A 23,712-nucleotide genomic window follows, 5' to 3' on the forward strand; every position below is an offset into this window, starting at 1 on the left:
ATTATGCGACCCCCAGGAGGATGCCGATACCGTGGATGATACCACCATAGATGAATACCACCACGAAAAGCACCACAATAGCGGCAATGAGTTCTTTCCAGCCTTCGCGGAGCATGACCACAAAGGTAGCAACACACGGGAAGTAGATGGTGACGAGCACGACAGATGCGACCATCTGGTAGGTGGTCATAGGAATTGTCGAGAGCTGCGCGATTGCAAGGTCTTTTCGCAGGAATGCCGCAATGAGCGGCCCGACGGTCTCTTTGGGAACGCCAAACCAGGTGACAAAGACCGGTTCAAGCAGATTTGCAAGCCCCTGTATGACACCCCCGAGATAGAGGAGGTTGACGACCAGTATGCCGAAAAGGACAAAGGGCACCGCCTCCTTTAGGAAGCCTTTGGTCCGGTTCCAGAGTTTCTTTGCGACGTACTCTTTTACGGGCCAGTGGTAGCGAGGCACATCCACAAGGATCTCGGGATTTTCTCCCGGGATCACCTTGTTTAAGACAAAACCGAAGATGCAAAAACCGACGATAAGACAAAGCATCACAATGCCCACCAAATCAGGGAGCACGCTCATCATGATACCTAGTTGCGCCCCGCAGGGAATGAAGAGGGCAAGGAGCGTCATCATGATGAACCGCTGTTTCTTCGTCTCCAGAATACGGGTGGCAGTCACCGCCGGCACATTGCACCCGAGGCCAAGAATGATGGGCACAATCGCATAGCCGTGCAGCCCAATGCGGTGGAGCACCGAGTCCATGAGAACCGCGAGTCGCGGCAGGTACCCTGAGTCTTCCAGGAGGGTCATCATCAGATAGAAGACGAGAACTGCCGGGAGCACCACACCAATCGAGACAAACAGTCCCGACGTAAGCATCCCAAATGCTTCAAAACAAGTATCTGCTGCAGGATTCCCCACGAAGAGGAAGTAGTGCCAACTCGCGGGGTCGGGCCAGACAGACTGCATCCACGGCAGCCAGAAGCCGTCAAAGAACTTTACCATGAACCCATCGGTCATGAGCGTGCCGGCAAACGAAGTGAAAACACTCCAGAATGCATAGAGTGCAGCGAAAGCCACCGGAATTCCGGTGAGTGGTTTGACCGTCAGGTCTCCCAGCACATCCCCAAGAGTATGTTTATACGTGCCATAGGTGACTGTCTGGCGGGTGATGGCATCCACCATCTCCCAGCGGGCGTCAGAAGAGAAGACCATGGCTTCAGCACCCTCCACAGCCACCACAGCCACGGACGGATTCACGTTCCTGCTCTTCGCCCCGCAGACGCTGTGCGATGGCGCCAATGTCCGCAACCTTCGCTTTCCTGAGCATCTCTGCAAGGTCACGGACTCCTTCGCCACTCGTTGCGGTTGTTGAGACCACGGGGACACCGAGAATACGCTGGAGTTCAGCAATGTCGACGGTGATCTTCTTTTCATGGGCGGCGTCCATCATATTGACCGCCACGATACAGGGCATGCCACGCTCCATCACTTCAAGGGCGACGTAGAGACCCCGATCAGTTTTGGTGGCGTCAAGCACAATCATCACAGTCGCATCCGGAGAATCCCGGAGCATCCGAACGGCGACCTCTTCTGCTGCATCCCGTGGTTCAAGAGAATAGGTGCCGGGCACATCGATTATTGTATAGGTATGCCCACCCTCGATGAAGGTGCCACTCGTGAAGTCAACCGTTGTGCCGGGATAGTTGGATACAATGGCATTTGCGCCGGTCATCCGGTTAAATAGTGCACTTTTGCCCACATTCGGGTTGCCGAGCATCAGGACTGTTGTCCCTTTCTCCGGAAGATCTGCATTTCCCTTTGCTTTTTCCTCTGTCATGCATCCGTCCCGGTCTCAACCACAATCAGTTCGGCTGTCTCAAGCCCCATTGCAATCTCCAACTCGCCGAGGAGAACAACCACCGGTCCCTTGATAGGTTGTTTCGTGACCATCTTCAGTTCCTTGCCAATCCGGAGCCCCATGCAGTTCAGGTCATGCGCTGAAGTCCGGATCTCCCGGACGACTGCCCTCTCACCAAAAGGCAAATCAGAGAGTTTTATCAGCATTATTCCACCTGTACAATCTGTATATGATGAGCCATGCAGCGCCCAAGGGCTACGGTGTTCCCCCTGAACTCCACTGCAATCGGCCCGCACGATGATGATACCATAGTTAGCGTGCATCCCTCCGCAATACCCCGCAGGGCAAGTTTTTGTTGGAGACGGCGTCCGCCCACAATCCCGGTGACACGTCCACGTTCACCAGGATGTAACTCATTCAGGATCATAACTGTCTGATATACGTTCTGTGGTTCGGTTGGTATCAATAGCATCCAAAAGAAATTCGGTTTTTTTCAGGAACACCGGATATGTTCGGAAATTTAACAGAAAACCGAAATATTCGGGACGTAAACGCATTAAACCTGACATTCACTGCCAAAAAGAGCCAGAATATTTATGCAGGCGCACACCACAGATTCCATGATTAACCATGAATGTCGGCATCATCCGCTGCCTCATGACAGAAGACATCTGCCCGGGGACAACGGACTTTAAAATAACTGCAGAAGGGAAAGGCGCCTTTGAAGAAACCGGCCCTGTCAATATTGTCGGGTTTGTCACATGTGGCGGCTGCCCGGGAAAACGAGCCATCCCACGGGCAAAAATGCTTGTCGAACGAGGTGCTGAGGCAATTGTCTTCGCGTCCTGCATCTCAAAGGGTAACCCCATCGGATATCCCTGCCCACATTATGCAAACATGCGGGACGCTGTGGCGAAGGCAATCGGCCCGGATATCAAAATTATCGAGTGGACACACTGAACACCTGAAAAAGAACAGGCGTAACAGAGAAGAGAGTCATCCGACCTCCGGGCTGAACGAAACAGCTCTTTTTCTACCGAACATACCCTCCCATTCTTCCACCCGCCCCAATACATTTGAACACCCACTGCCTATCCCCCGTTAATGTTGCCCAACACTTTCCCTTGTGAACTCATAAACTGGGAAAACTCCTGTGCACTTGCAAAACAACTGGCAATCACCAGCCGTGATTCCGGTTACCAGCCGGACATCATCGTCGCCATCGGGTGGGGCGGATATGTACCGGCACGGGTGGTCTGCGACTATCTTCTGCATGAGATGCTCACCAGCATAAAAATCAAGCACTGGGGAGTGGCGGGCGTTGAGAAATCGAAGACCATCATCCGGTTCCCGCTCGCAGTCGATGTGAAAGGGGCACACCTGCTGGTGATCGATGATGTCACAGATACGGGGGACACGCTCACAGAAGCCATCTTCTACCTCCGACGATGTGGTGCCACCGAGATCAGGGCGGCCGTCCTACAGCACAAGGACACACCAGGGTTTCTGCCGGACTACTATGCAGAGAATGTTGTAGAGTGGCGCTGCACCATATACTCGCGGGCGGTTTATGAGAGAATTTCCGGATTTATGCTCCGTGTGCTTATAATAGGCTCTGCCACAGCGAAAGACATTATTACGGCCCTCACAGAGCTTTTCAGTATATCACCATAGATGCCGAAATATTTTCATAAATCTGCTCCAGCCTCATAATGCGAGGCGAAGCAGAGATAAGAGATGGTGTGCTGCAAAAGAGTGGCCGACCATTCTTCTCCGGAACTCAGGAACTCTGGAACCCTCCATAAACGCAAAATTCAAAATCGTAAGGTTAAGCATGAAATGTATCATTGTTATTCAAAATGGATCGCCGGCCTGGCTGGCATCTGTTCACGGAGCAATAATGAACGCAGCAGAAGTACACCCCATAGGCATTGTCAGATCCCCTTACCAGAACCGCGGTGACGCCCCACGGCAGGGGAGGTTCACCCCCGATACTGAGATGGATATTGAAATATTTGAAGACTACAAGGATGGCATCGGTGATTTTGCCGGCATCAGCCATCTCTTTGTCCTCCTCTGGTTTGACCGCTCCTCACGGACCACCCTCTCGGCACGCCCTTCATGGGCAAAGGGAATCCGGCCAGTCTTTTCCACCAGGTCTCCGGACCGTCCCAACCCAATCGGCCTTGACATCGGAAAAATCATCAGCATCACCGGCAGGACCATTCGGGTGGCAGGGCTCGATGCCCTTGACGGGACGCCCGTCCTTGATATCAAACCCTATGCCCCATCCATTGACGCCATCACAGACGCTTCAGAACCATTCCAATCCTCCCCATGATGCACACAGCCCGGGCAGCATAAACGCCCAAATCATTCTCTGATTACAGAAAAAAAGAGAACATCAGAATTACCACAAGGATAAATCACAACCCCCACCAAAGTCCAAAAACAAGAATGCCCATAACCCCTGGAAATCCATGATCACATTTCTCCAGGAGACTGCCCTCCTTGCACTCAGCCTTCTCTCCCGCACCATCCCCATGATGGTAGCAGGGGTCTTTGTAGCAGAGCTCATCATGGCATTCAATGCGACCGCCCGGATATCCCGCATCTCAAAACCACTCACCGTCTGGACGAGCCTCCACAACGAATGCGGCATCTCATTCATGATGGCCTTTGTTTCACCCAAAGCGGCAAACACAATGCTTGCTAAATATCACCGGGATGGAATTATCACCCGCCGTGAAATGGTAATCGCTGCCCTGATGAACTCATTTCCCAATGTTATGATGCACTGGCGCACCCTTTTGCCAGTGTATATCCCCTTCCTGGGCCTTACCGGCCTCTTCTATTTTCTCATCCTGGTTTTCGTTGGCATCATCAAGACCGTCATCGTCATGATCGTCGGGAGAAAAATACTCCCTACCCCTGATGAAACAAAGAAAAATACACCCGAAGAGCCTCCCCGTCCGAAATGGAAAGAAGGTACAGAGACAGCCCTAATGGCGTCTGTCGCCCCCCTGCGCCAGATTCTTCTCATCAGTGTGCCCACGATTGTGATCGTGGCCGCCCTTATCAACCTTGGTGTGTTCGATACGGTGGCAGACGTGATGCAGGGCTTTGGGTCCTGGTTTCCTGTCCCTGCAGCAGGTTTTGCGATCATCGCCGCACAATTCGGTTCTTTCATCGCAGGCGCAAGTGTCGCATCAACCCTCCTTGCCGCAGGGACACTCTCACCACAGGAAATCCTCATTACACTTCTTGTGGGAAATATTCTCACCAGTGCCACCCGGGGCATCCGCTGGTATGGCACCTCCTATGCAGCAATATTCGGGCCACGCACAGGTGCAATAATTCAGGGCCTTTCCACCGGCCTCCGGGTCACCATCATGATCGGTGTCGTAGCCATTCTCTCCTTTTTGTGGTCCTGAAAGAGAGATTTGGCTCTTTTTTTGTTACACAACTACTCAATGGACAGAAAAACACCCGGCAAACATTTTTTGCCATTCCAGTGACAATGACGGGACTATGCCATATGAACAGACAGAAGAACTCCCGGGACGGGTGAAACTGCACCTTCCGCTGCACGCACAGGAAATTTATCTGGCTGCATTTGACAATGCATGGAAGGAGTATGCAGACCCTGAAAAACGCCACGGAAAAGAGACCAGAGAAGAAACCGCCCACCGTGTCGCCTGGGCAGCGGTTAAACGGCGATACAGAAAGAATCCACGAAACGGCATGTGGGAGGAAAAAACAGCGGGATAAAGAGCAGACCGGAAACCCGGCGCGAAACAGATCATGCAGAAAGAGAACATATGTCTTCACAGCAGTAGCAAATGCATCATCTACGTTGCCTAACTACTTTGGGGATGCCAAGAAATTCAGAAAAAAAGGATGCCCGTTACTGCCCCGCCATTTGCTGACAGTACCACGGCCTATTCAATACGTAAACGAGCCCGAATAATAAATATTTTCGAATTACTCGTCTTCAGGAATGGCTTTATTCATCACCCGGAATGATGCACCAAGGATGCCCGTCTTGCCGATGAGCCCTGCAATGCTGATGATATCCCGGATCTGCTCACGGGTGGCACCTTCTTTGAGGGCTGCACGGATATGCACCTTCAGGCAGGCATCTGCACCAACGGCAGCTGCTGCAGAAACAGCGGCAAGCTCTACAGTTTTACGGTCCATCGATGTAGGATTAAACGTATATAAATCACCGAGTCCGTTGAATACAAAGGAGTCAGGCCGTTCCCTGAGGATTGGCAGGATAAAGGGGACAACTCCGAGAGTCTGCTTAAAATCATCCATGATGCCGTCGCACACGTCTTCTTTGCCCACAAGGAACTCATCAATCGTTGTCTGTGTCTCTCGATTCATATGATATCATATACCGTTTTGTCATACTTTACCATAGATGCAACCACCAGGGCAATCCCTAATCCGCTTCTTTCATCCCCGTCACTCCGTGTATCTGATCGGCAGTATCCCTTTTAAAACAGGATAAACCAACCCGGTTTCCTGAAAAAAAAGGAGCGATGAACGAATCAAAAAACGATTGCCCATATTCGTAAATCAGCAGAACTGACACCTGAATCAGAATAGATAAGAATCCGGGCAGTCTTTTCAGTCATGAAAAGTTCCATCCTTCTGCAGGACAGAGAAATAGGTATGGCAGTTAACGCATGGCTCTCCCTTCTTGTGGCAGGCGTCATGGAGACAGGATGGGCAATAGGCCTCAAATATACCGAGGGGTTCTCACGTCTTGTGCCATCTGTTATCACCATAGCCCTGATGGCGGGCAGTTTTTATTTCCTCTCAAAATCACTCAGTGACCTCCCCATCGGCACCGCTTACGCTGTCTGGACGGGAATCGGTGCGGTGGGAACCGTCATATTAGGTATGTATCTCTTCGGTGAGTCACGGGATCTGCTGCGGATACTCTGCCTGCTCCTGATAATCTCAGGGATTGTCGGGCTGAAAATGGTCAGTGCAGATTAAGAACAGGAAACAAAGGAAGAACAAAAGGGAACCTCTGCTGCGGGCACCCTCACCACTTATTCTTCTCCTCAGAGCCGTCCCGAAAGAGTGATCCATTAAACACAATCGGCTGCATGAAATACAATACCATCCGCGGAAGAGTGATCACCGATTTCAGAAACAGGGAACCACATTTTATCGGAATATCCATGCCCCGGATAATATCACCCCCTCAGCTCTGTATATCGCAGATATTCGCTATACAGGGCATCCTCATACGCCCCAACCTTCTTTGTCGGGACATAGTTTGTTGCCTTCACCGCCGTAAGGAGGGCTTCTTTCACCTGCACAGGACCGGAGAAGTCCATCTCTGCCACTTGCCTCAGGATCTGATCAAGCCCTTTGATACCAACCGTTTTGCCATCCACCATAATCTGCTGCACATCACCTGCCTTCGGGACCATCCCGCCACAGACTTTACAGTACTCCCCTTCTTCATCCGCCATTTATTTAATCACCTCGTTCTCCACCCGGAAATCCATCCTGCTAAAACCCTCTAATCTACGCACGGATCATCACGAGCATCATCTTAAACCGCGTGACCGCAGAGAGGGCATGTGGTGCATTCGCCGGGAAAATGATGGTATCCCCCGCGTTCATCATATGCGTCTCCCCGGAGAGCCATACTTCACACTCACCATCAAGAATAGTGACCACCGCGTCATAGGGGGCAGTATGTTCACTCAGCCCTTCATCTTCATCAAACGAAAAGAGCGTAATTGTTCCCACCGGTTTATTCACGATCATCCGACTTGCAACCGCACCTTCCTGATACTCTACAAGGTCTGCGAGATGCAGGACCTTCCCTTTTAATTCATCCCGGTTATTTTCAGTCAAAAAAATCACCTGTCGTATGCCGTATGCATACAGTGCAATACCCGATATTTGGATCATACCTGCAATAAAAGATGTGTGGCATGGGAAACAACAGAATAATCCTCCATCCTGTCACGTCCTGTCCAAACGCGTTCAACTCTATCAGGCATGCAGATACTGCGAGAAGCGATAGAAAATGAACCAGAAGACTACGGTAAAAGCCAGCACCGGAATGAAGAGATTTCCTGCCGGAACATGATACACATACCCCCCTGCAATAACCAACGCCGCCATGCATACCAGAAATTTCGCATACAAAACCGGCCGCCGGTCGCCATAATCGCCAGTATTTATTGCACCATTTAGATGGAGGGAAGAAAACGGCATGAAGGGGTTGAGACCAGTGACAGTACAGCAGTCCTCAGCCAGATGGAGAAATCCCCCACAGAGAATGCCTGCATACAATAAGTAAAGAGCATCTGACCACCAGCCTCCATCAACAAGGATAATACCCGTAAGTCCCCCTATGACACATACAGCGACAAATACACCAAATATGGTATGGAGAGAATGTCGGTGTCGCCGGTTAAACCGCAATCCCATCAGCCGGTAGATGACCCGCACGACGGATATGATAACGATGCTAATACCAGAGAAGAGAAGGCCTCTGCAATTCCTTGGATGCAACCCCTTTGTGGCGGCAACATCCGCATCAGGCAGACGACTGCCACCATAGACTCCCACCATAAAAAAGACACATCCCCAGAGGCATTCCACGGTGAGATCTACCGCTAAAAAAGGGGAAATACAGAGGAGTGCGGTTGCCATTGAGAGGACAACATGATCGTCTCCCCTCACCTCACAATCACCAAAGACCTACCCACAACCACACCTATGCCTATCGAAAGCAGAGGAAAGCCCGCCCGTGCGGGCCCACACCAAGGAATGCAGGAAAGGTACATTGCACTATGATTGACACTATTCTGGTATAAAGAAGAGGACTGCGGCCCGAAACTGTATTTCCCACCATTTCCAGTGGATATCACATCATATCGCTCCCGCTAAACTGTACGAGACAATACCTCACCATATCCATTATAAAAAGGTGGGATTCTGTGCCAAAACTCAGAGCATCTGCGTTCCTTTTGTGGGTTTTGGCACCTTCACGACGAGGACACGGAAGAGGGCGTCACTCCGGTTGAACCAGCGGTGAGGAATCTTTGCCGGACTCTCAACAAGCATGTCTTTTCCCACCTCTTCCTCCTCATCGCCGATCTCAACGACCCCTGTTCCTTCAAGGACATAGAAGAAAACATCAACCGGTGTGATGTGTTTTTTGAGTTCCTCACCGGGCTGCAGACTGATGACAACCGCCACCGCATGTTCAGTGTCATATGCCATACGGACGTCCACATTGTGGGGATTTTTACCCACCGGGAGGCTTGCTATTTCGGTGATCTTCATACGGCTCAAAACGAGCCGCAAGATAATAAAGGTACTAGTAGCCGGATAGATACCCCTCCAGAACATCCATTTCGAACGCCCAAATTTTTGTTAATCCTCTCCATTATACTCTGTCTTCTGCAGTGCCTGGCGGACACAATCACGGACTTCTGCAGCAAAACCCGGCACCCGCCGTATGTCACGTTTCGTATCCATCCCATCCGCCCATACCGATCCGGTCAATGGAATACCCGCAGTTGCAAAAAACGCCGTTGCAATATCACGCAGGGGTCTGAAATTTGCATCGCCTTCCCTGCCACAGACACCAAAAAAAAGCCCTGCCTGAGATTTAGTATCATCTTCACCCATAAGGTTCCGATGTGCATGGTATGCCTGAAACCGATCAATGAGGACTTTCAGGGCACCGGGGACACTGCAGGAATATACCGGAGCACAGACAACAAGCACCCCGCAGCGCTGCACCAGTGCAAATACCTCATCCATATCATCAGAAAATGTGCAGAAACCAGTATTATAGCACTGGTAGCACCCGATACAGGGATGGATATTCATATCATCCGGGTAAATGACCTGCACCGTTCCCCCCAATCGAACCACCTCTGATGCAGCCCACCGTGCTACCTGCCCGGAATTACCGTCCGGGCGGGGACTTCCCTGGATGATTACCACATCTACTGCCTCTGCTGCAGGGAGACAGCGGGGATGCAGACGGCGGAAATATTCTACCATGTCAATCGGATGGTCTGCAAACTCCTCCACCCATTCATCTGCCTGTTTTATTGCAGCAGATTTTGCATCCAGACCCATTGCTGGCGTATACTCATAGGTATTGGTGAAAAACTGCGTCACGGGATGGCCCAATGCATCACTGACCCGCACCCCATATCGTTCCATACCAGGATAGAGATGGGTATAATCCCCACAGACAAGCGTAACAAAAAAGTCTCCCTGTGCCGTCTGCACCACGCGTTTTTCCAGTCTTGTCTCCGGAATCATGTCTGGCCCTGAACCTTTTTTTACCGTCACCCTCTCCAAAAAAACCACCATTCTGATATCAGGGAAAGAGAACCATTCACTGCGATAGGGAAGGGACATAACGCCAGGCATTTGCCGGAATATGAATGGAGAAACAGGCCCCCTCGCCTTCTTTCCCTACCTCTGTTATTGGGCACCCGGTGATGCTCAGCACTTCACGGATTAAAAAGAGGCCAAGGCCGGTATTTGACCCGAAACCCCGTTCAAAGATCCGTTCCTTCTGGCTTTCCGGAACCCCAACACCATTATCCTCGACAGTGAGATTACCTGAACCGTCCGGCTCTTCGGTGAAGCTGACATGAATTTCTGTGACGGTTTCTCCGTGCCGAACCGCATTGTCAAAGAGATTGTAAAAGACCTTCACAAACATTCTATCGGCAAAGACCTCCAGCATTCCTACGTTACACGATATCTGAATCACACTGCTGTCAACGGCATCGGCACTCTCTCCACAGACAACATCCACCACCTGCCACAGGGGTGCTTCAACACCAAGATCCTGATAATCCTGGGTGAATAAAATCTGCCGGTAAATTCGTCTGGTCGCCTCAACAATTTTGTCGATATACCCATGGCCAGGGGCGCCATCAGGCGTTTCATCCTCAAGCAGTTCAGAGTACGAGAGAAGCACCTGCACCTGGTTCAGGATATCATGCCGGGTTAAAGAGGACAGGACATTCAGTTTCTTGTTTGCCTTTCGTAGTGGGGCGATATCACGACCAATCGTAATCGACCCGGACAAGGTCCCGTCCCTGGCGAAGTAGGCATGTACATTCCACTGAATAACATGCTCATCCCCGCCACTATCAGCAATTACTGACTCAATCATTCCGGCAGGGTGCACGGGGCTGAGAGAGCGTATAAATTCCTCCATTCCCGCCACACTATCCCCGAAGAATACAGGAAGATATGATGTTCCGGTAAGTGCGTCAGGCGTAGTGCCCGCAAGGCTGCAATAGGCATCGTTCACATATGCAACCGTACCTGCCCCGGTCATCCAGAGCAGGGGATCACCCACACTGCCAACCAGGCGGGAGAAACGACGTTCTTCACGTTGCACCTCTGACGAAAGATCCGAGACGAGGAGGCTAACGATGACAAAAAGCACCGCACTCCCGCCGGCCGTAAAAAATACCAGGGGGTTGCTGTCAAATCCTGCCATGAGAAGAAGATAGACAATACCGATACCGACTGCAAAGACAGGGAATCTCCGGTGAAACCAGTACGCCTCCAGGATGATCGGGATAAAGAAGAGATAAACCAGCAGAATCGTAAATCCAACGGAGATGCCTGCGGTTACCACCACAAATGAAAGGAGCGTCAGGCAGGCAATAACAAATAATTTCAGTGCCCTTTGAGAATCCTGACCAATTCCCATCACATCCATAGCAGATTTTCAGAGATACTGAAATATATAGGTGCCGAAGTGGTGCCACTGCCAGGCATACAGGAAAAAATGAACCGCTTCCCACAATCAGGGAGGCCCATAGCGCCAGGTGCCGGCCGGAATATGAATGGAGAAATGGGCGCCCTCCCCTTCCGTTCCCGTCTCTGTGATGGATATACCTGTGATGCCCAGCACTTCACGGATGATAAAGAGACCAAGACCGGTATTTGAGCCAAAACCCCGGTCAAAAATCCGCTCCTTCTTATCATTTCCCACACCCACACCATTGTCAACGACAGAGAGAAGGCCGGAACCGTCCGGCTCTTCATTGAAAGTTATATTTATTTCTGTGACCCTTTCCCCATGCCGTACGGCATTGTCAAAGAGATTGTAGAATACCTTCACAAACATCGTGTCGGCATATATTTCCAGTGATCCCGTCCCACAGGAAACATCAATATCATTTCGATCAACGGCATCGGCACCCTCTGCACAGACAAACGTCACTTCCTGCCACAGCGGCGCCTTTACCCCCATATCCTGATAATCACGGGTAAACGAAATCTGCCGATAAATCCGGCGGGTAGCTTCGAGTAGTTTTCCGATATACTCATGGCCAGGGTCATCTTCCTGCGTTGTCTCATCAAGGAGTTCAGAGTATGAGAGCAGTACCTGAACCTGATTCAGGATATCATGCCGGGTCAGAGAGGAGAGGATATTCAGTTTTTTATTCGCTTCCCGCAGTGCCATCCGGAAACGATGCATCTCAGTGATGTCCATGAATGAAATCACAATATTCACCGGTTCTCCACGGATGTCTGAAATGACCGTGGCCGAGACTAACAGATTAGTCGAACGCCCATCTGGCATTGTTCCGTGTTGTTCCCCAAACCAGCTCCCGGTTTCTATGATTTCATGAAAGACAGAATCACCCTGCGCCCATATCTCACTCATCTCAAGGATGGAACGTCCCACCAGTGCGGTCTCATCATGTCCGGTCATCTCTGTGAAAGCCGCATTTGCATAATGCAAGGTGCCATCCATCGAAAGCAGGGCAATACCGTCCTGTGTCGCCTCAATGGCTGCATTCTTCAGGTGGAGGTCGCGCTCTGCCTCACGGATATCAGTGACATCCTCACCAGAACTCAGGGTTCCGGTGATCATCCCTTCAGCATTGCGTATCACCACATTATGCCAGAGGATTCTCCGGTATTCGCCACCCTTTGTGAGGACCAGGTTCTCGGCAATCTCATCACCGGGCTGGATATCTTCTGCTATCAAATTTCCAAGACGATTACTCACCTCATTTCGTATAGGGGACGGCAGGAATGTTGCATACCAGTTCTTCCCGATAATCTCCTCTGCCGGATACCCCAGAATATCCGCCCCTTTCCGATTTATGAGCTTCAAATCACCATTCCTGTCAATGACAATGAACATGGCCGGCGCGATATCCAGATACCGCTGAAAGCGGTCGCGCTCTTTTCTGACTTCCGCTTCACTTTGCCGAAGTTCACGAAATACTGTCTCATATGGACGCTGGAACGAAGAAACCACAAGTGCCTGGTAAATCAGTGCAAATGATGCCACCTTAAAGAGATGACCAGCAAGATTTGAGAATCCATAGACATTGACATAGAAGGTGAATGCCAGTTCGGCACATATGGTACAGATGATTGATGCAACAACCAGCCAGAATATGTCCTCTTCGAAGTGATCACGGCGCCGCCAGAGCAGGAAAGCACCCAAAAGAAGGAGAATGCAGATGAGGTATTCACTCACTACCTTGAAGAGGGTGAGTCCTGACCCCTCTATATAGCAGGCAGGAAAGAGTCCGGGCACAAAGACAGCAATGACGAGCATGACTGTCACCACTGCATAAATGCCCAACACCCGGTATGGTTTCATAGCCCTGCCAAACATCAGGGGTGCAATGACAAGGGTAACTGCTTCCATGTACCGGGCAATAATCCAGAGTTGGGTCGGGAGATCTGCATCATATCCGATGAAGATATTCATCCCGGAATAGGCAAGCGTATGGATGAAATCAATGCCACCAATAAAAAGATAGGCAATCCCCAGCATGAGAAGATAGTTATTCTCAAGATACCGGCGGGTATTCCATGCAATGATGAAGATTGCCCCTGCGATGAGAATGGAGAACATCTCAGTGATGACATGAAAAAGAAGAAAGCTGTAAAGAGAGGTGAGCGCCGCCCCCGCAAGGATCAGAATAAGAATAACAAAAAATATCCGGTTTTTAGAGATTACCCCCGCCGGGGTTCCCAAAACCTGTTCCCCTGACATATTCATCTGCTCATTCTCCCTTACGAATTGCCATCATTGCCAACCGTTAGATAATAGGTAAATGGTTTCTCAGAATTAGATAATTATACCGGAACCAAAAACGGGACTTACTCAATTATATTTGGGAAAACCTGAAACATTTTCTGGCAAAAAAGCAGGAAATCTCTTTGCATGCAGATTCCTGATATCTTCATGCACAGAGATTTTGCTTACATTCCCCCAACAAAGTAAGCTATAAATATTTCCCAAACAAGATTATTATAACACTCAATAAAAAAACCCAATATTCCATTTATTATCCAAAATGTGGTGAATTTAATGCAAAAACTTATCCATTATCTCCTTGCCCTCATCCTATTGATATGCAGCATTGCATATATTATTCCGGCATTTGGCGTCTGACTCCATCGCCTGCCAAAACTCTCAACCATATAAAAAACGTCCAAAACCCTTTTACCGTATACGAAGATCAAAGACCCAACGGGATACACCGGGGGCCACATTACCACACCGGCGCATACCGCCCACCACACATCCCATCCCCCGAAATTTTGCTGCGAGGATGTCAGTCTCTTCGGGAACAGCAAAGGTATAGAAATGAATGATACCTCCCCGGCGGACAAGGGGGATAACCTCATCAAGAACAGTATTCATTCCATATGGCGTGGGAACAATGGCACGGTCATATGCCCCCCCACAGAAGGGAAGCAACTGCATGGCGTCGCCTTCAAAGACCGTGACCACATCCTCCACTCCGTTTTCCCGAATATTCTCATTGAGAAATCCACATGCATCCGGGTTCATCTCAATGGCAGTCACCTGCGCACCCCGTTGTGCGGCGGGCACAACAAAGGGGCCGACACCGGCAAACGGCACTATTATCCGTTCACCTTCCCGGACATAGCCTGCCACACGATGACGTTCTGAGGCAAGGTGCGTGTTATAGAAGACCAATCTCACATCCAGATGATAGATACATCCATACTCACGATGAACCGTCCTGATATCATCAGGGCCATAAATGACCACATACCCTGCCGTCCGACGGGTTCCTGCTACGGGGGCTGTCCGCAGGCAGACCGACCGTATGCTGTGGCGCTCCTCCGTCAGGCACCGTCCAATCACCTCCCCATAGGGTAGAAGGAGATCAGGCAGAGTGAGAATGGCCACATCACCTATCACATCATAGTGATCCGGCACGAGACGGGTCACATGGGGAGGAAGACGTTCTGCACAGCGGGATGAGAGTGACATCAGTATCTACCCGCTTTTTCTGTGTCATTATAGGGGGACTGATAAATCACCAGATTCCTTTCTCCCACAGAACAGGGGACGCTCATGAAAGACCAAGGTCCTCTTTTATACCCTGCAGGGCGGCAACCGAAAGGGCATAGTATTCAGGCAGTTCGATATATGACTCTATTTTTCTGATACGCTCCCGGTTGCATCCGGCGGCAAACGCCTTATCCTTAACCTTCTTTTTGACCGTTTTTGCGGTGACATCAGTCACAGAACCGCCTTTCACCATGGCACAGGCAATTACAAGGCCGGATATGTTGTCTGCGGCCGTGAGGGCAACATCCACCGGGGTATCGGTGTCGCCGTACTTCATAAAATTGTGCCGGCGAACCGGGCCTGCCACCTCTTCTCCCAGCCCTGCGGTAATGAGCATCCGGGCACCCACATCACCGTGGCGTTCCATGTCCTCGCCCACCTCTTCATAATCAATATCATGCAGAATACCGATGACTTCCCAAAGATCAGCATCTTCGCCCATCGCTTCGGCCGTTGCACGCATAATGGCGGCGGTTGCACGACAGTGACCAATGAGGCTCTCCTTTGCCACATGTTCCTGCAGGAGCACAATAGCATCATATCTCTCCATGAAAAAAAGATGTCTGCCAGAAGGGATAAAACCCGCCATCTGAAACGATTGGCGATGGGAGAAACCATATATAATTACAGAAGAAATTTCGCCTACCATCAAAATCCCGGTATTATCCGTACGATTCTCTTATCCCCAAAAGAAGGGGGTAAATAGGACGGCAAACAGGACCGGAGGATATTTTTCATGACGCAGATAACAGGATCTCTATCCAGACAGGCAATCACCAACATGGTCTGCCACCGGAGTTTTGTGAAACTTCTTGACTTTGAGGCAGAAGAACTGCAGACACTCCTCTCTCTTGCAGGAAAGCTCAAAGCGGCAAAAAAGAGCAAAACGGAACATAAATATCTGGAAGACCGACAGATTGCACTCATCTTTGAGAAGAGCTCTACCCGCACCCGTTGTTCGTTTGAAGTGGCGGCACGGGATCAGGGAGCTCACGTCACCTATCTTGGTCCGGAAGGTTCACAGATTGGCCACAAAGAGTCCATCAAAGACACAGCCCGTGTCCTTGGACGCCTCTATGACGCAATAGAATTCCGCGGATACTCACAGGAGAGTGTAGAGATACTCGCAGCATATGCCGGAGTGCCGATATATAATGGTCTGACAGACGAATTTCACCCAACCCAGATCCTCGCTGACGTCCTCACGATGACCGAACAAACCGGCCGCACACCGGAAAAAATCTCCTTTTGCTATATGGGCGACGGGCGCAACAATATGGGCAACTCACTGATGGTCGGTGCGGTAAAACTGGGCATGGACATCCGCATCTGCGGCCCTGACTCACTCTGGCCTGACGAGGGACTCATCGCTACCTGCCAGGATATAGCAGCCCGGACCGGGGCCTCACTAACCCTCACAGAATCTGTTGCAGAGGCTGTTTTACAGGTGGATTTCATCTATACCGATGTCTGGGTCTCAATGGGAGAACCCAAAGAAGTGTGGAACGAACGCATCAAACTACTTTTGCCCTATCAGGTGACAATGGATGTCATACGGGCCACTGACAATCCAAATGTACGCTTCATGCACTGTCTGCCCTCCTTCCACAACCGGGACACCGAGGTAAGTGAAGAACTGTTCAGTGCAACCGGCCTTTCAGAACTGGAGGTAACAGACGAAGTCTTCGAGTCACCATACTCCATCGTCTTTGACCAGGCAGAGAACCGGATGCATACCATCAAGGCCATCATGGTGGCGACACTCGTGGATCTTCCCTGCGAAGAGATGGAACGCGGAGTAGAGAAACGATGAGAATCGTAATCGCCCTCGGAGGAAATGCCCTCCTTTCCCGGGGAGAACCGATGACAGCAGCAGCACAGCGGGAGAATATCCGGATAGCAGCAGAGGCGATTGCACCGGTTACCAGAGACCACGAAGTAATTCTCTCTCATGGAAACGGCCCGCAGGTGGGTCTCCTTGCTCTCCAGGCCGCAGCCGCCGAAAACGAAGGGAATGGGGAAAACGGCGTATTTCCCTTAGATGTCCTCGGCGCCGAGACGGAGGGGATGATCGGCTACCTGATAGAACAGGAAATGGGGAACCTCCTCCCGGAAGGACAACCCCTTGCCACCCTCCTCACAATGGTGGAGGTCGATCCGGACGACCCTGCGTTCACTCATCCGACAAAGTTTGTCGGGCCCCTCTATACCCGCCGGGAAGCAGACAGACTCACAGCAGCACATGGCTGGTCATTCCGGCAGGACGGGGAACCATGGCGGCGGGTCGTCCCTTCACCGGAACCACAGCGAATTTTTGAAATCCGCCCCATCCGCTGGTTGCTGGAACACGGAACCGTCGTCATATGCACCGGTGGCGGAGGCATTCCAACGATGTTTGCCCCGGACGGGAGACGGATTCTGACAGGCGTGGAGGCAGTCATCGATAAAGACCGTGCAAGTGCCCTCCTTGCCCAGGAGACAGAGGCAGATCTCCTCATCATGGCAACCGATGTGGACGGAGTATATGAAAAATGGGGCACACCAGATGCCCGGCGCATCGTTTCTACCTCACCGGATGCACTCAATTCAGGGGACTTCCCCGACGGTTCAATGGGCCCGAAAGTCGAAGCAGCCTGCCGATTTGCCAATATTCCCGGAAAACGTGCCGTGATCGGTGCACTCGCAGATATCCCTACAATGGTGGCACGAACCAGCGGAACCCAGGTATTCTTGGGAGCACAGTTTCAGACGACATCCAACAGTTAAGGTGAAAATACAGAATAAGAGGAAGAAGAACAAAACCATGTCAGAATTTGGAGTATACTCAGAAACCGGCAGGCTGCACACCGTACTTGTCCACCGTCCAGGCGACGAGCTCCGCCACCTCACCCCCTCAAACCGGCGGGATCTTCTCTTTGACGATGTCCTCTGGGTTGACCGTGCAGCCAGTGAACATGACGAGTTCACCCACCTGATGAAATCAGAGGGTGTTACAGTCTGTCGCCTTGAAGACCTCCTTGAAGAGAGTATCGGCCAGAACCCGGCATGCCGCAGTGAACTGGCTGCCTCAGCACTGCAGGCAGCCGGCAGCAGCACACCACTTGCGGAGAAATTATTTGAATACCTCATCGAGAGCGAACCCGCCGCACTGGTTCACCATCTCACAGCAGGACTCCGGCTTGCCGATCTTGCCGGGAGGGACACCCTACATCTGCAACAACAGTCTCTTGTGGCAGCCTCCTCTGATCCGGACAGTTTTATCATCCCCCCCCTCCCGAATACGATGTATACCCGAGACACTTCCTCCTGGTTTGCCGGCGGCCTCACCCTGAACCCAATGTACTGGCCGGTGAGGCGTCGGGAGACGATGAACACCGCTGCAGTCTACCGCCACCACCCCTGCTTCATTGCAAAGGACAATCCGATCTGGTACGGAGGAGATTCTACAGATGCCGGGCATCCACCGGCGACACGTGAAACTACTTCCATGGAAGGAGGGGACGTGATGCATGCCGGCACAAGGACAATACTCTTCGGCATGAGCGAACGCACCGGTCCACAGGCAATCGAGACCATTGCATCCCGGCTCTTTGCAGCAGATGCAGCGGACCGTATCATCGTCTGCCAACTCAGCCCTGATCGTGCCCATATGCACCTCGATACGGTCTTTACCTTCCTGGATCCGGGCACGGCCACCATCTACCCCCCGGTGATCGAAAAAGCTCCTGCCTTCTCTCTTCACCCCGGAAAAGAGACGACGGACGGTATGACACATGTCATGGTAAAACGGGAGGTTAGTTTCACCAGAGCAGTGGCAGACGCACTCGGGGAGCGGCTTACAATCATCCCCACCGGTGGTGACCGCTATGAAGCAGAACGGGAACAATGGGACGACGGAAACAATGTGGTTGCCCTCCGACCGGGTGTCATCGTTGCCTATGCTCGCAATATCCATACCAACCGCAGTATGGAAAAAGAAGGTATCGAAGTACTGGAAATATCAGGTGCAGAACTCTGCAGGGGACGTGGCGGCACACACTGTATGACATGTCCTCTCAGACGTGATCCGGTATAACCCCACATAATTATTGTCCCTCCTGTCTCTCTCTCTCCCTCTCCCTCTCTCTCTCTGGCAAACCATTATTTGTGCGAACAGGTATTAGGAGCGTACAATCCTGTCTCCGGGGGGGGGCAAGGAGAATGATTCATAGGGGGAACTGGATTTTGGAAGAACAGATTATGTACACGTCACGACCAGGAGATCCTGGTATTGACCGAAAATACGAAGAGGCCCTAATCGAAGCAGAAACACACATGGGCCAGGTCCACCCTGCACGGGTGGCAGGAGAGGAAATACATGCACGGGAGACTTTTACCGTCTGGTCACCCATCGGGAAGACACTGAAAACAGGTGTTTTCCAGCAGTGCGGAATGGCAGAGACTGAAGCTGCAATACTGGCAGCAAATGAGACCTATGATGACTGGTCGCATACACCGTGGGAGACCCGCTGTGCGTTCATCGATGAAGCAGCCGACCGCTTGGAAGAGGAATATTACCACCTTGCAGCACTCATCACACTTGAATGTGCAAAGACCAGAAACGAGTCCCTTGCTGAGGTCGGCGAAGCGGTGGCATTGTTGCGTTACCACAGCACTGTTATCCGGGACAATGATGGATTTTTACGGTCAATGCCCGCCGATACAGAAACCGACCGCTACGAAAGTGTGATGCGCCCGTTTGGGGCATGGGCTGTCATTTCACCGTTCAACTTTCCACTTGTTTTGGGGGCAGGGGCAGCAGCTGCAGCCCTTATCACCGGCAATACAGTCATCATGAAACCGGCATCTGCTACGCCATTATCCATGCTCACCTTCTGCCGGATTCTTGAAGATGTAGGCATACCCACAGGGGCAGCAAACTGCATCACCGGCAGTGGGCTGGCATTTGGAAAGGCAGTATCCCAGTCGCCTGGTATTGCAGGACTGACCTTCACCGGATCACGGGATGCCGGCACGTGGCTACGGCAGGAGTTTACCACACACCAACCATATCCTAAACCGGTAATCCTTGAACTGGGCAGTAAAAATCCCTGTATCGTAACAGCACAGGCTGACCTGAAAAAGGCGGTAGAAGGCGTAATACGGGGTGCATTCGGTTTCAGCGGCCAGAAATGCAGCGCCACCTCAAGGGTGTATATCGAACAACCAATCTTCCATACCTTTGTAGAGATGTTGACTGACCAGGCTGCACGCTGCACCTTCGGTGACCCGCGGCAGAAAGGGATCTTCATGGGCCCGCTCATTGACAGTGCGGCAAAAGAACGGTTTGATGCGGCGGTTGCATCTGTTTCTGCTGCCGGGGGGTATATTCTTCTTGGTGGCCGGAGTTTCTATGGAACAGAAACTCAGGGAGCGTATTTCGCCGAACCAACCATTGTAACCGGCATTCCACATGACCATCCGGTGATGAAAAACGAACTCTTTGTTCCTCTGGTGGCACTGGCCACATTCACCGGAATAGAAGAGGGCATCAGACTTGCAAATGACACAGAATTTGGCCTGACTGCAGGCATCTTCTCAGAAAAACCAGAAGAAGTGGAAGAGTTCTTCTCCCATATCCGATTCGGAGTCTGTTATGCCAACCGAAAAGATGGAGCGACCACCGGCGGATGGCCGGAGTACCAGTCATTCGGCGGGTGGAAAGGTAGTGGTTCAACCGGGCGTGGAGTGGGAGGACCTTACTATCTCCTCTCTTACATGCGTGAACAGGCACAAACGAGGCTTGCAAAATGAGCGCCATGATGAAGAGCATACAGCACACAAAAAACAGATGGCATCTCCCGGGGCTGGAGGAGGCAGTGTCCTGGTGCAAGGCATGTAATGAACGGGGCATCGCCTGTAATATGCATCCCCTTGGTGAGTTTGTAGAAGATCAGGATGCAGCAGAGGATGCCGCACGTACATACGAGGACTGTATCTCAGCTATCCATACTCATCGCCTGAACGCATCGGTGGCAGTCAAACCTTCCGCAATCGGTGTCGCACTCCAGACAGAGACATTTCACGAATATCTCGAACAGATCCTTTCCTATGCAATGGCAAAACGCGTGCCGGTAGGAATCGATATGGAGGGCACACCTCTGGTAAAAGACACAATTGAAGGTGCTTTCCAGGCAGCAGAACACGGATACTCCTTTACCCTCTCACTTCAGGCATATCTGAAACGGACGCCGGTAGACATCAATAGGGCCGCAGAAGAAGGCATTCCCGTGCGCCTTGTGAAAGGGGCATATATCGGTGATCTCAACCAGCATGATGAAATAATATCAGCACTCCGGACGCAGGCATTTCTTATCTCGCGCAGGCATCCGCAGTTCTCTGTCGGCACCCAGGACGCAGATCTGATCCGGTGGTTACAGGAATCGATCCCTGAAGCACGATCACGCATTACCTTTGGATTTCTAAAGGGGTTGGGAACCGAAACGATGCTAGGGATGGCAAACTCAGGATGGAAGGTACATGAATACCTGCCATATGGGAATGACAACGGAGGGTACGACCGCAGGCGCGAAATTTACCTTGCCGCCCTTGCAAGTGCACGGATACGGCCGCTGGTCTGAAAAAACTGATTCATCTCCGGCAATAACCCCCCCATATTTCACCTGATCAACAAAAATGTATACTATTACTAACAGATTATAAGGTGAATGCCAGATGCATCCACATGCTATGGAGACGAGCATGAAAACAGACACCACAATCATTGAAATCTTCACCTTGTTCCTGGTCATTGGAATTTTAGCCTGCCCTGAATTCCTCTGAATCTACAGGATATGACCACATCTCCCCCGCATAATCGTCATGCGGGGGATGCACACCCACCATCTGATACAGACATAATCCTGCAGGGACACATGTCAATCAGGAAGTGGAGAAAAAGAACATTCTCAGAAAGAATTATGAATCCTGCAGGAGAATTTCAATCCAGAATCAGCCCCTCCCCCATATGTCGCCCGCCCCAACAGGAGAACGTCTGTATACCAACAAAACATACAGACAATTCCTCCCGGATGTGACGAATCACTACACCTTTCGCCTTCTCTTCAAAATACATACTATTTTTTTTCTGTCAACCCTCGCAGATTCGGTAAAGGTAATTATCCCTTCAACACCAGATTCTTGGTATGCGCCCTGAGGAACAACCACATATGCAGTACCGTACAGTTCCTAAAACAGGTGACCAGCTCTCAATACTGGGGTTTGGGGCAATGCGTCTCCCCACAAAGGGGCGGGCCATCGATGAAGAACGGGCTACCGCTCTCATTCATGCAGCATTCGATGGCGGTGTGAATTATATCGATACCGCCGTACCCTACCATATGGGTGCCTCGGAGGCATTCGTCGGCCGGGTGATTGACAGGAAATACCGCGGAAAGGTTAAGGTGGCAACCAAACTACCGCCGTGGACCACACACAGCCGCACTGATATGGATGCGACTCTCAAAGCACAGTGTTCCCGCCTGCAGACTCATTCCATCGATTATTATCTTCTGCACAGTCTGAACCGGGAAAACTGGGAAAAATTCCTCGCTCTGGGTGTGATGGACTTCCTTGACGAGGCCGAAGCAAGCGGGAGGATACAAAATGCCGGGTTCTCCTTTCACGGCGACCTTGAGACATTCCGTGAAATCGTGGACGCAAGGGACTGGAAATTTTGCCAAATCCAGTACAATATTCTTGATGAAGAACATCAGGCAGGAACAAAAGGACTCCGTTATGCTGCCAAAAACGATCTTGCCGTAATGATAATGGAACCGCTGCGGGGCGGTATGCTCGCAAACGCCGTCCCACCCAAAGCAGAGGCATGGTATCGTACTGCCACGGTGAAACGAAGCCCCGCCGCCCATGCCCTGCGCTGGGTGATGAATCATCCTGAGGTGACCGTTGTCCTCTCCGGGATGAATCATGAAGGGCATCTCAGAGAGAACCTGAAGATTGCCCGGGATACACTGCCTGGAACCCTCAGCCCGGATGAAGAGACAATGGTGGCAGGGGCACGGGATGCGTGGCGGCAGGCAATGCGGGTTCCCTGCACAGGATGTGGCTATTGTATGCCCTGTCCATACGGCGTGAATATCCCGGAGTGTTTTAATCTCTGGAACAACCACTCTTTGAGGGAACAGAGGCGGGGAACCAAAACTGAGTATGCCGCCCGCCTTGGAGGGGCACTGGGAGATGCACCCGGAAACGCCGGACTTTGTCAGAACTGCGGAAGATGCCTGACACACTGTCCGCAGGAGATCCCCATCACGGACGCACTCAGAGAGATACAACAGGAATATGAAGGCCCGTTATGGGGAGCACGGAGAGCCGTCATCTCCCATGCCGCCGGGATCGGAACACGCATTCTGGCACACCGGGCACACAGAAAACAGGGCAGATAATTCAGGGACGTGA

Annotated in this window: 26 protein-coding genes; 12 read left to right on the forward strand and 14 right to left on the reverse strand. The window is 51.4% G+C overall.

What is annotated here, in order from left to right:
* Position 1: 1 nt before the first annotated feature.
* From L0665_RS06585 to L0665_RS06600, 4 genes are read right to left on the reverse strand one after another with little or no spacing between them, the layout of a single operon-like run.
* Complete coding sequence (locus tag L0665_RS06585; protein WP_274924901.1) at positions 2 to 1,249, reverse strand: nucleoside recognition domain-containing protein; 1,248 nt, start codon at positions 1,247 to 1,249, stop codon at positions 2 to 4.
* A complete protein-coding gene (locus L0665_RS06590) occupies positions 1,221 to 1,841 on the reverse strand; it encodes a FeoB small GTPase domain-containing protein (protein WP_274924902.1) in 621 nt (206 codons plus the stop codon). Before L0665_RS06590 ends, L0665_RS06585 begins: the two co-directional genes overlap by 29 nt.
* Positions 1,838 to 2,068 (reverse strand): FeoA family protein, encoded by a 231-nt coding sequence (locus L0665_RS06595; RefSeq protein WP_274924903.1) that lies wholly within the window; start codon positions 2,066 to 2,068, stop codon positions 1,838 to 1,840. Before L0665_RS06595 ends, L0665_RS06590 begins: the two co-directional genes overlap by 4 nt.
* On the reverse strand, positions 2,068 to 2,289 hold the full coding sequence (locus L0665_RS06600; RefSeq protein ID WP_274924904.1) for a FeoA family protein: 222 nt from the start codon (positions 2,287 to 2,289) through the stop codon (positions 2,068 to 2,070). Before L0665_RS06600 ends, L0665_RS06595 begins: the two co-directional genes overlap by 1 nt.
* A gap of 203 nt (positions 2,290 to 2,492) precedes the next feature.
* Between L0665_RS06600 and L0665_RS06605 the strand changes: the two genes are divergently transcribed.
* The 5 genes from L0665_RS06605 to L0665_RS06625 all read left to right on the forward strand — a co-directional run bounded on the left by L0665_RS06605 (position 2,493) and on the right by L0665_RS06625 (position 5,633).
* Complete coding sequence (locus L0665_RS06605) at positions 2,493 to 2,822, forward strand: CGGC domain-containing protein (protein WP_274924905.1); 330 nt, start codon at positions 2,493 to 2,495, stop codon at positions 2,820 to 2,822.
* 144 nt (positions 2,823 to 2,966) lie between these two features.
* Complete coding sequence (locus L0665_RS06610; protein WP_274924906.1) at positions 2,967 to 3,536, forward strand: phosphoribosyltransferase; 570 nt, start codon at positions 2,967 to 2,969, stop codon at positions 3,534 to 3,536.
* Between the two features lie 226 nt (positions 3,537 to 3,762).
* Positions 3,763 to 4,203 (forward strand): tRNA (N6-threonylcarbamoyladenosine(37)-N6)-methyltransferase TrmO, encoded by a 441-nt coding sequence (gene tsaA, locus L0665_RS06615; protein ID WP_274924907.1) that lies wholly within the window; start codon positions 3,763 to 3,765, stop codon positions 4,201 to 4,203.
* A gap of 139 nt (positions 4,204 to 4,342) precedes the next feature.
* Positions 4,343 to 5,296, forward strand: coding sequence for a nucleoside recognition domain-containing protein (locus tag L0665_RS06620; protein WP_274924908.1), 954 nt, complete (start codon positions 4,343 to 4,345; stop codon positions 5,294 to 5,296).
* A 97-nt stretch (positions 5,297 to 5,393) separates the two neighbouring features.
* Entirely contained in the window at positions 5,394 to 5,633 is a 240-nt protein-coding gene (locus L0665_RS06625) for a ChaB family protein (RefSeq protein ID WP_274924909.1), read from the forward strand.
* 213 nt (positions 5,634 to 5,846) lie between these two features.
* Here L0665_RS06625 and L0665_RS06630 read toward each other — a convergent pair whose 3' ends face one another.
* A complete protein-coding gene (locus L0665_RS06630) occupies positions 5,847 to 6,251 on the reverse strand; it encodes a carboxymuconolactone decarboxylase family protein (RefSeq protein ID WP_274924910.1) in 405 nt (134 codons plus the stop codon).
* Positions 6,252 to 6,503: 252 nt separating this feature from the next.
* On the opposite strand from L0665_RS06630, the gene sugE reads away from it, so the two are divergent.
* Positions 6,504 to 6,872: a quaternary ammonium compound efflux SMR transporter SugE gene (gene sugE, locus L0665_RS06635; protein WP_274924911.1), complete on the forward strand. Its 369-nt coding sequence runs from the start codon at positions 6,504 to 6,506 to the stop codon at positions 6,870 to 6,872.
* A gap of 203 nt (positions 6,873 to 7,075) precedes the next feature.
* Here sugE and L0665_RS06640 read toward each other — a convergent pair whose 3' ends face one another.
* The 9 genes from L0665_RS06640 to L0665_RS06680 form a co-directional block, all read right to left on the reverse strand.
* Complete coding sequence (locus L0665_RS06640; RefSeq protein ID WP_274924912.1) at positions 7,076 to 7,357, reverse strand: NAC family transcription factor; 282 nt, start codon at positions 7,355 to 7,357, stop codon at positions 7,076 to 7,078.
* Between the two features lie 55 nt (positions 7,358 to 7,412).
* Positions 7,413 to 7,805, reverse strand: coding sequence for a cupin domain-containing protein (locus L0665_RS06645; protein ID WP_420847026.1), 393 nt, complete (start codon positions 7,803 to 7,805; stop codon positions 7,413 to 7,415).
* A gap of 84 nt (positions 7,806 to 7,889) precedes the next feature.
* Entirely contained in the window at positions 7,890 to 8,585 is a 696-nt protein-coding gene (locus L0665_RS06650; RefSeq protein WP_274924913.1) for a metal-dependent hydrolase, read from the reverse strand.
* Positions 8,586 to 8,852: 267 nt separating this feature from the next.
* Positions 8,853 to 9,191, reverse strand: a complete 339-nt coding sequence (locus L0665_RS06655) for a cupin domain-containing protein (protein WP_274924914.1) — start codon at positions 9,189 to 9,191, stop codon at positions 8,853 to 8,855.
* A gap of 90 nt (positions 9,192 to 9,281) precedes the next feature.
* Positions 9,282 to 10,187, reverse strand: coding sequence for a flavodoxin family protein (locus L0665_RS06660; protein WP_274924915.1), 906 nt, complete (start codon positions 10,185 to 10,187; stop codon positions 9,282 to 9,284).
* Positions 10,188 to 10,263: 76 nt separating this feature from the next.
* Complete coding sequence (locus L0665_RS06665; RefSeq protein WP_274924916.1) at positions 10,264 to 11,613, reverse strand: sensor histidine kinase; 1,350 nt, start codon at positions 11,611 to 11,613, stop codon at positions 10,264 to 10,266.
* 87 nt (positions 11,614 to 11,700) lie between these two features.
* Entirely contained in the window at positions 11,701 to 13,920 is a 2,220-nt protein-coding gene (locus L0665_RS06670; RefSeq protein WP_274924917.1) for an MASE3 domain-containing protein, read from the reverse strand.
* Between the two features lie 453 nt (positions 13,921 to 14,373).
* The gene (locus L0665_RS06675; RefSeq protein ID WP_274924918.1) at positions 14,374 to 15,174 is read right to left on the reverse strand and encodes a class I SAM-dependent methyltransferase; all 801 of its coding nucleotides are present in this window, start codon (positions 15,172 to 15,174) and stop codon (positions 14,374 to 14,376) included.
* A gap of 82 nt (positions 15,175 to 15,256) precedes the next feature.
* The gene (locus L0665_RS06680; RefSeq protein WP_274924919.1) at positions 15,257 to 15,805 is read right to left on the reverse strand and encodes an HDIG domain-containing metalloprotein; all 549 of its coding nucleotides are present in this window, start codon (positions 15,803 to 15,805) and stop codon (positions 15,257 to 15,259) included.
* A 186-nt stretch (positions 15,806 to 15,991) separates the two neighbouring features.
* Between L0665_RS06680 and argF the strand changes: the two genes are divergently transcribed.
* The 6 genes from argF (at position 15,992) to L0665_RS06710 (ending at position 23,699) form a co-directional block, all read left to right on the forward strand.
* Complete coding sequence (gene argF / locus L0665_RS06685; protein ID WP_274924920.1) at positions 15,992 to 17,068, forward strand: ornithine carbamoyltransferase; 1,077 nt, start codon at positions 15,992 to 15,994, stop codon at positions 17,066 to 17,068.
* Positions 17,065 to 18,021: a carbamate kinase gene (gene arcC / locus L0665_RS06690; protein WP_274924921.1), complete on the forward strand. Its 957-nt coding sequence runs from the start codon at positions 17,065 to 17,067 to the stop codon at positions 18,019 to 18,021. Before argF ends, arcC begins: the two co-directional genes overlap by 4 nt.
* Before the next feature lie 37 nt (positions 18,022 to 18,058).
* Positions 18,059 to 19,330: an arginine deiminase gene (locus L0665_RS06695; RefSeq protein WP_274924922.1), complete on the forward strand. Its 1,272-nt coding sequence runs from the start codon at positions 18,059 to 18,061 to the stop codon at positions 19,328 to 19,330.
* Between the two features lie 125 nt (positions 19,331 to 19,455).
* Positions 19,456 to 21,048 (forward strand): aldehyde dehydrogenase family protein, encoded by a 1,593-nt coding sequence (locus L0665_RS06700; RefSeq protein ID WP_274924923.1) that lies wholly within the window; start codon positions 19,456 to 19,458, stop codon positions 21,046 to 21,048.
* A 5-nt stretch (positions 21,049 to 21,053) separates the two neighbouring features.
* Positions 21,054 to 21,875: a proline dehydrogenase family protein gene (locus tag L0665_RS06705; protein ID WP_274924924.1), complete on the forward strand. Its 822-nt coding sequence runs from the start codon at positions 21,054 to 21,056 to the stop codon at positions 21,873 to 21,875.
* Positions 21,876 to 22,463: 588 nt separating this feature from the next.
* Positions 22,464 to 23,699 carry an aldo/keto reductase gene (locus tag L0665_RS06710; protein WP_274924925.1) on the forward strand — a complete coding sequence of 412 codons (1,236 nt, stop codon included), beginning with the start codon at positions 22,464 to 22,466 and terminating at the stop codon, positions 23,697 to 23,699.
* Positions 23,700 to 23,712 lie beyond the last annotated feature (13 nt).

The organism is Methanogenium marinum, assembly GCF_028912405.1.
Taxonomy (GTDB): Archaea; Halobacteriota; Methanomicrobia; order Methanomicrobiales; family Methanomicrobiaceae; genus Methanogenium; species Methanogenium marinum.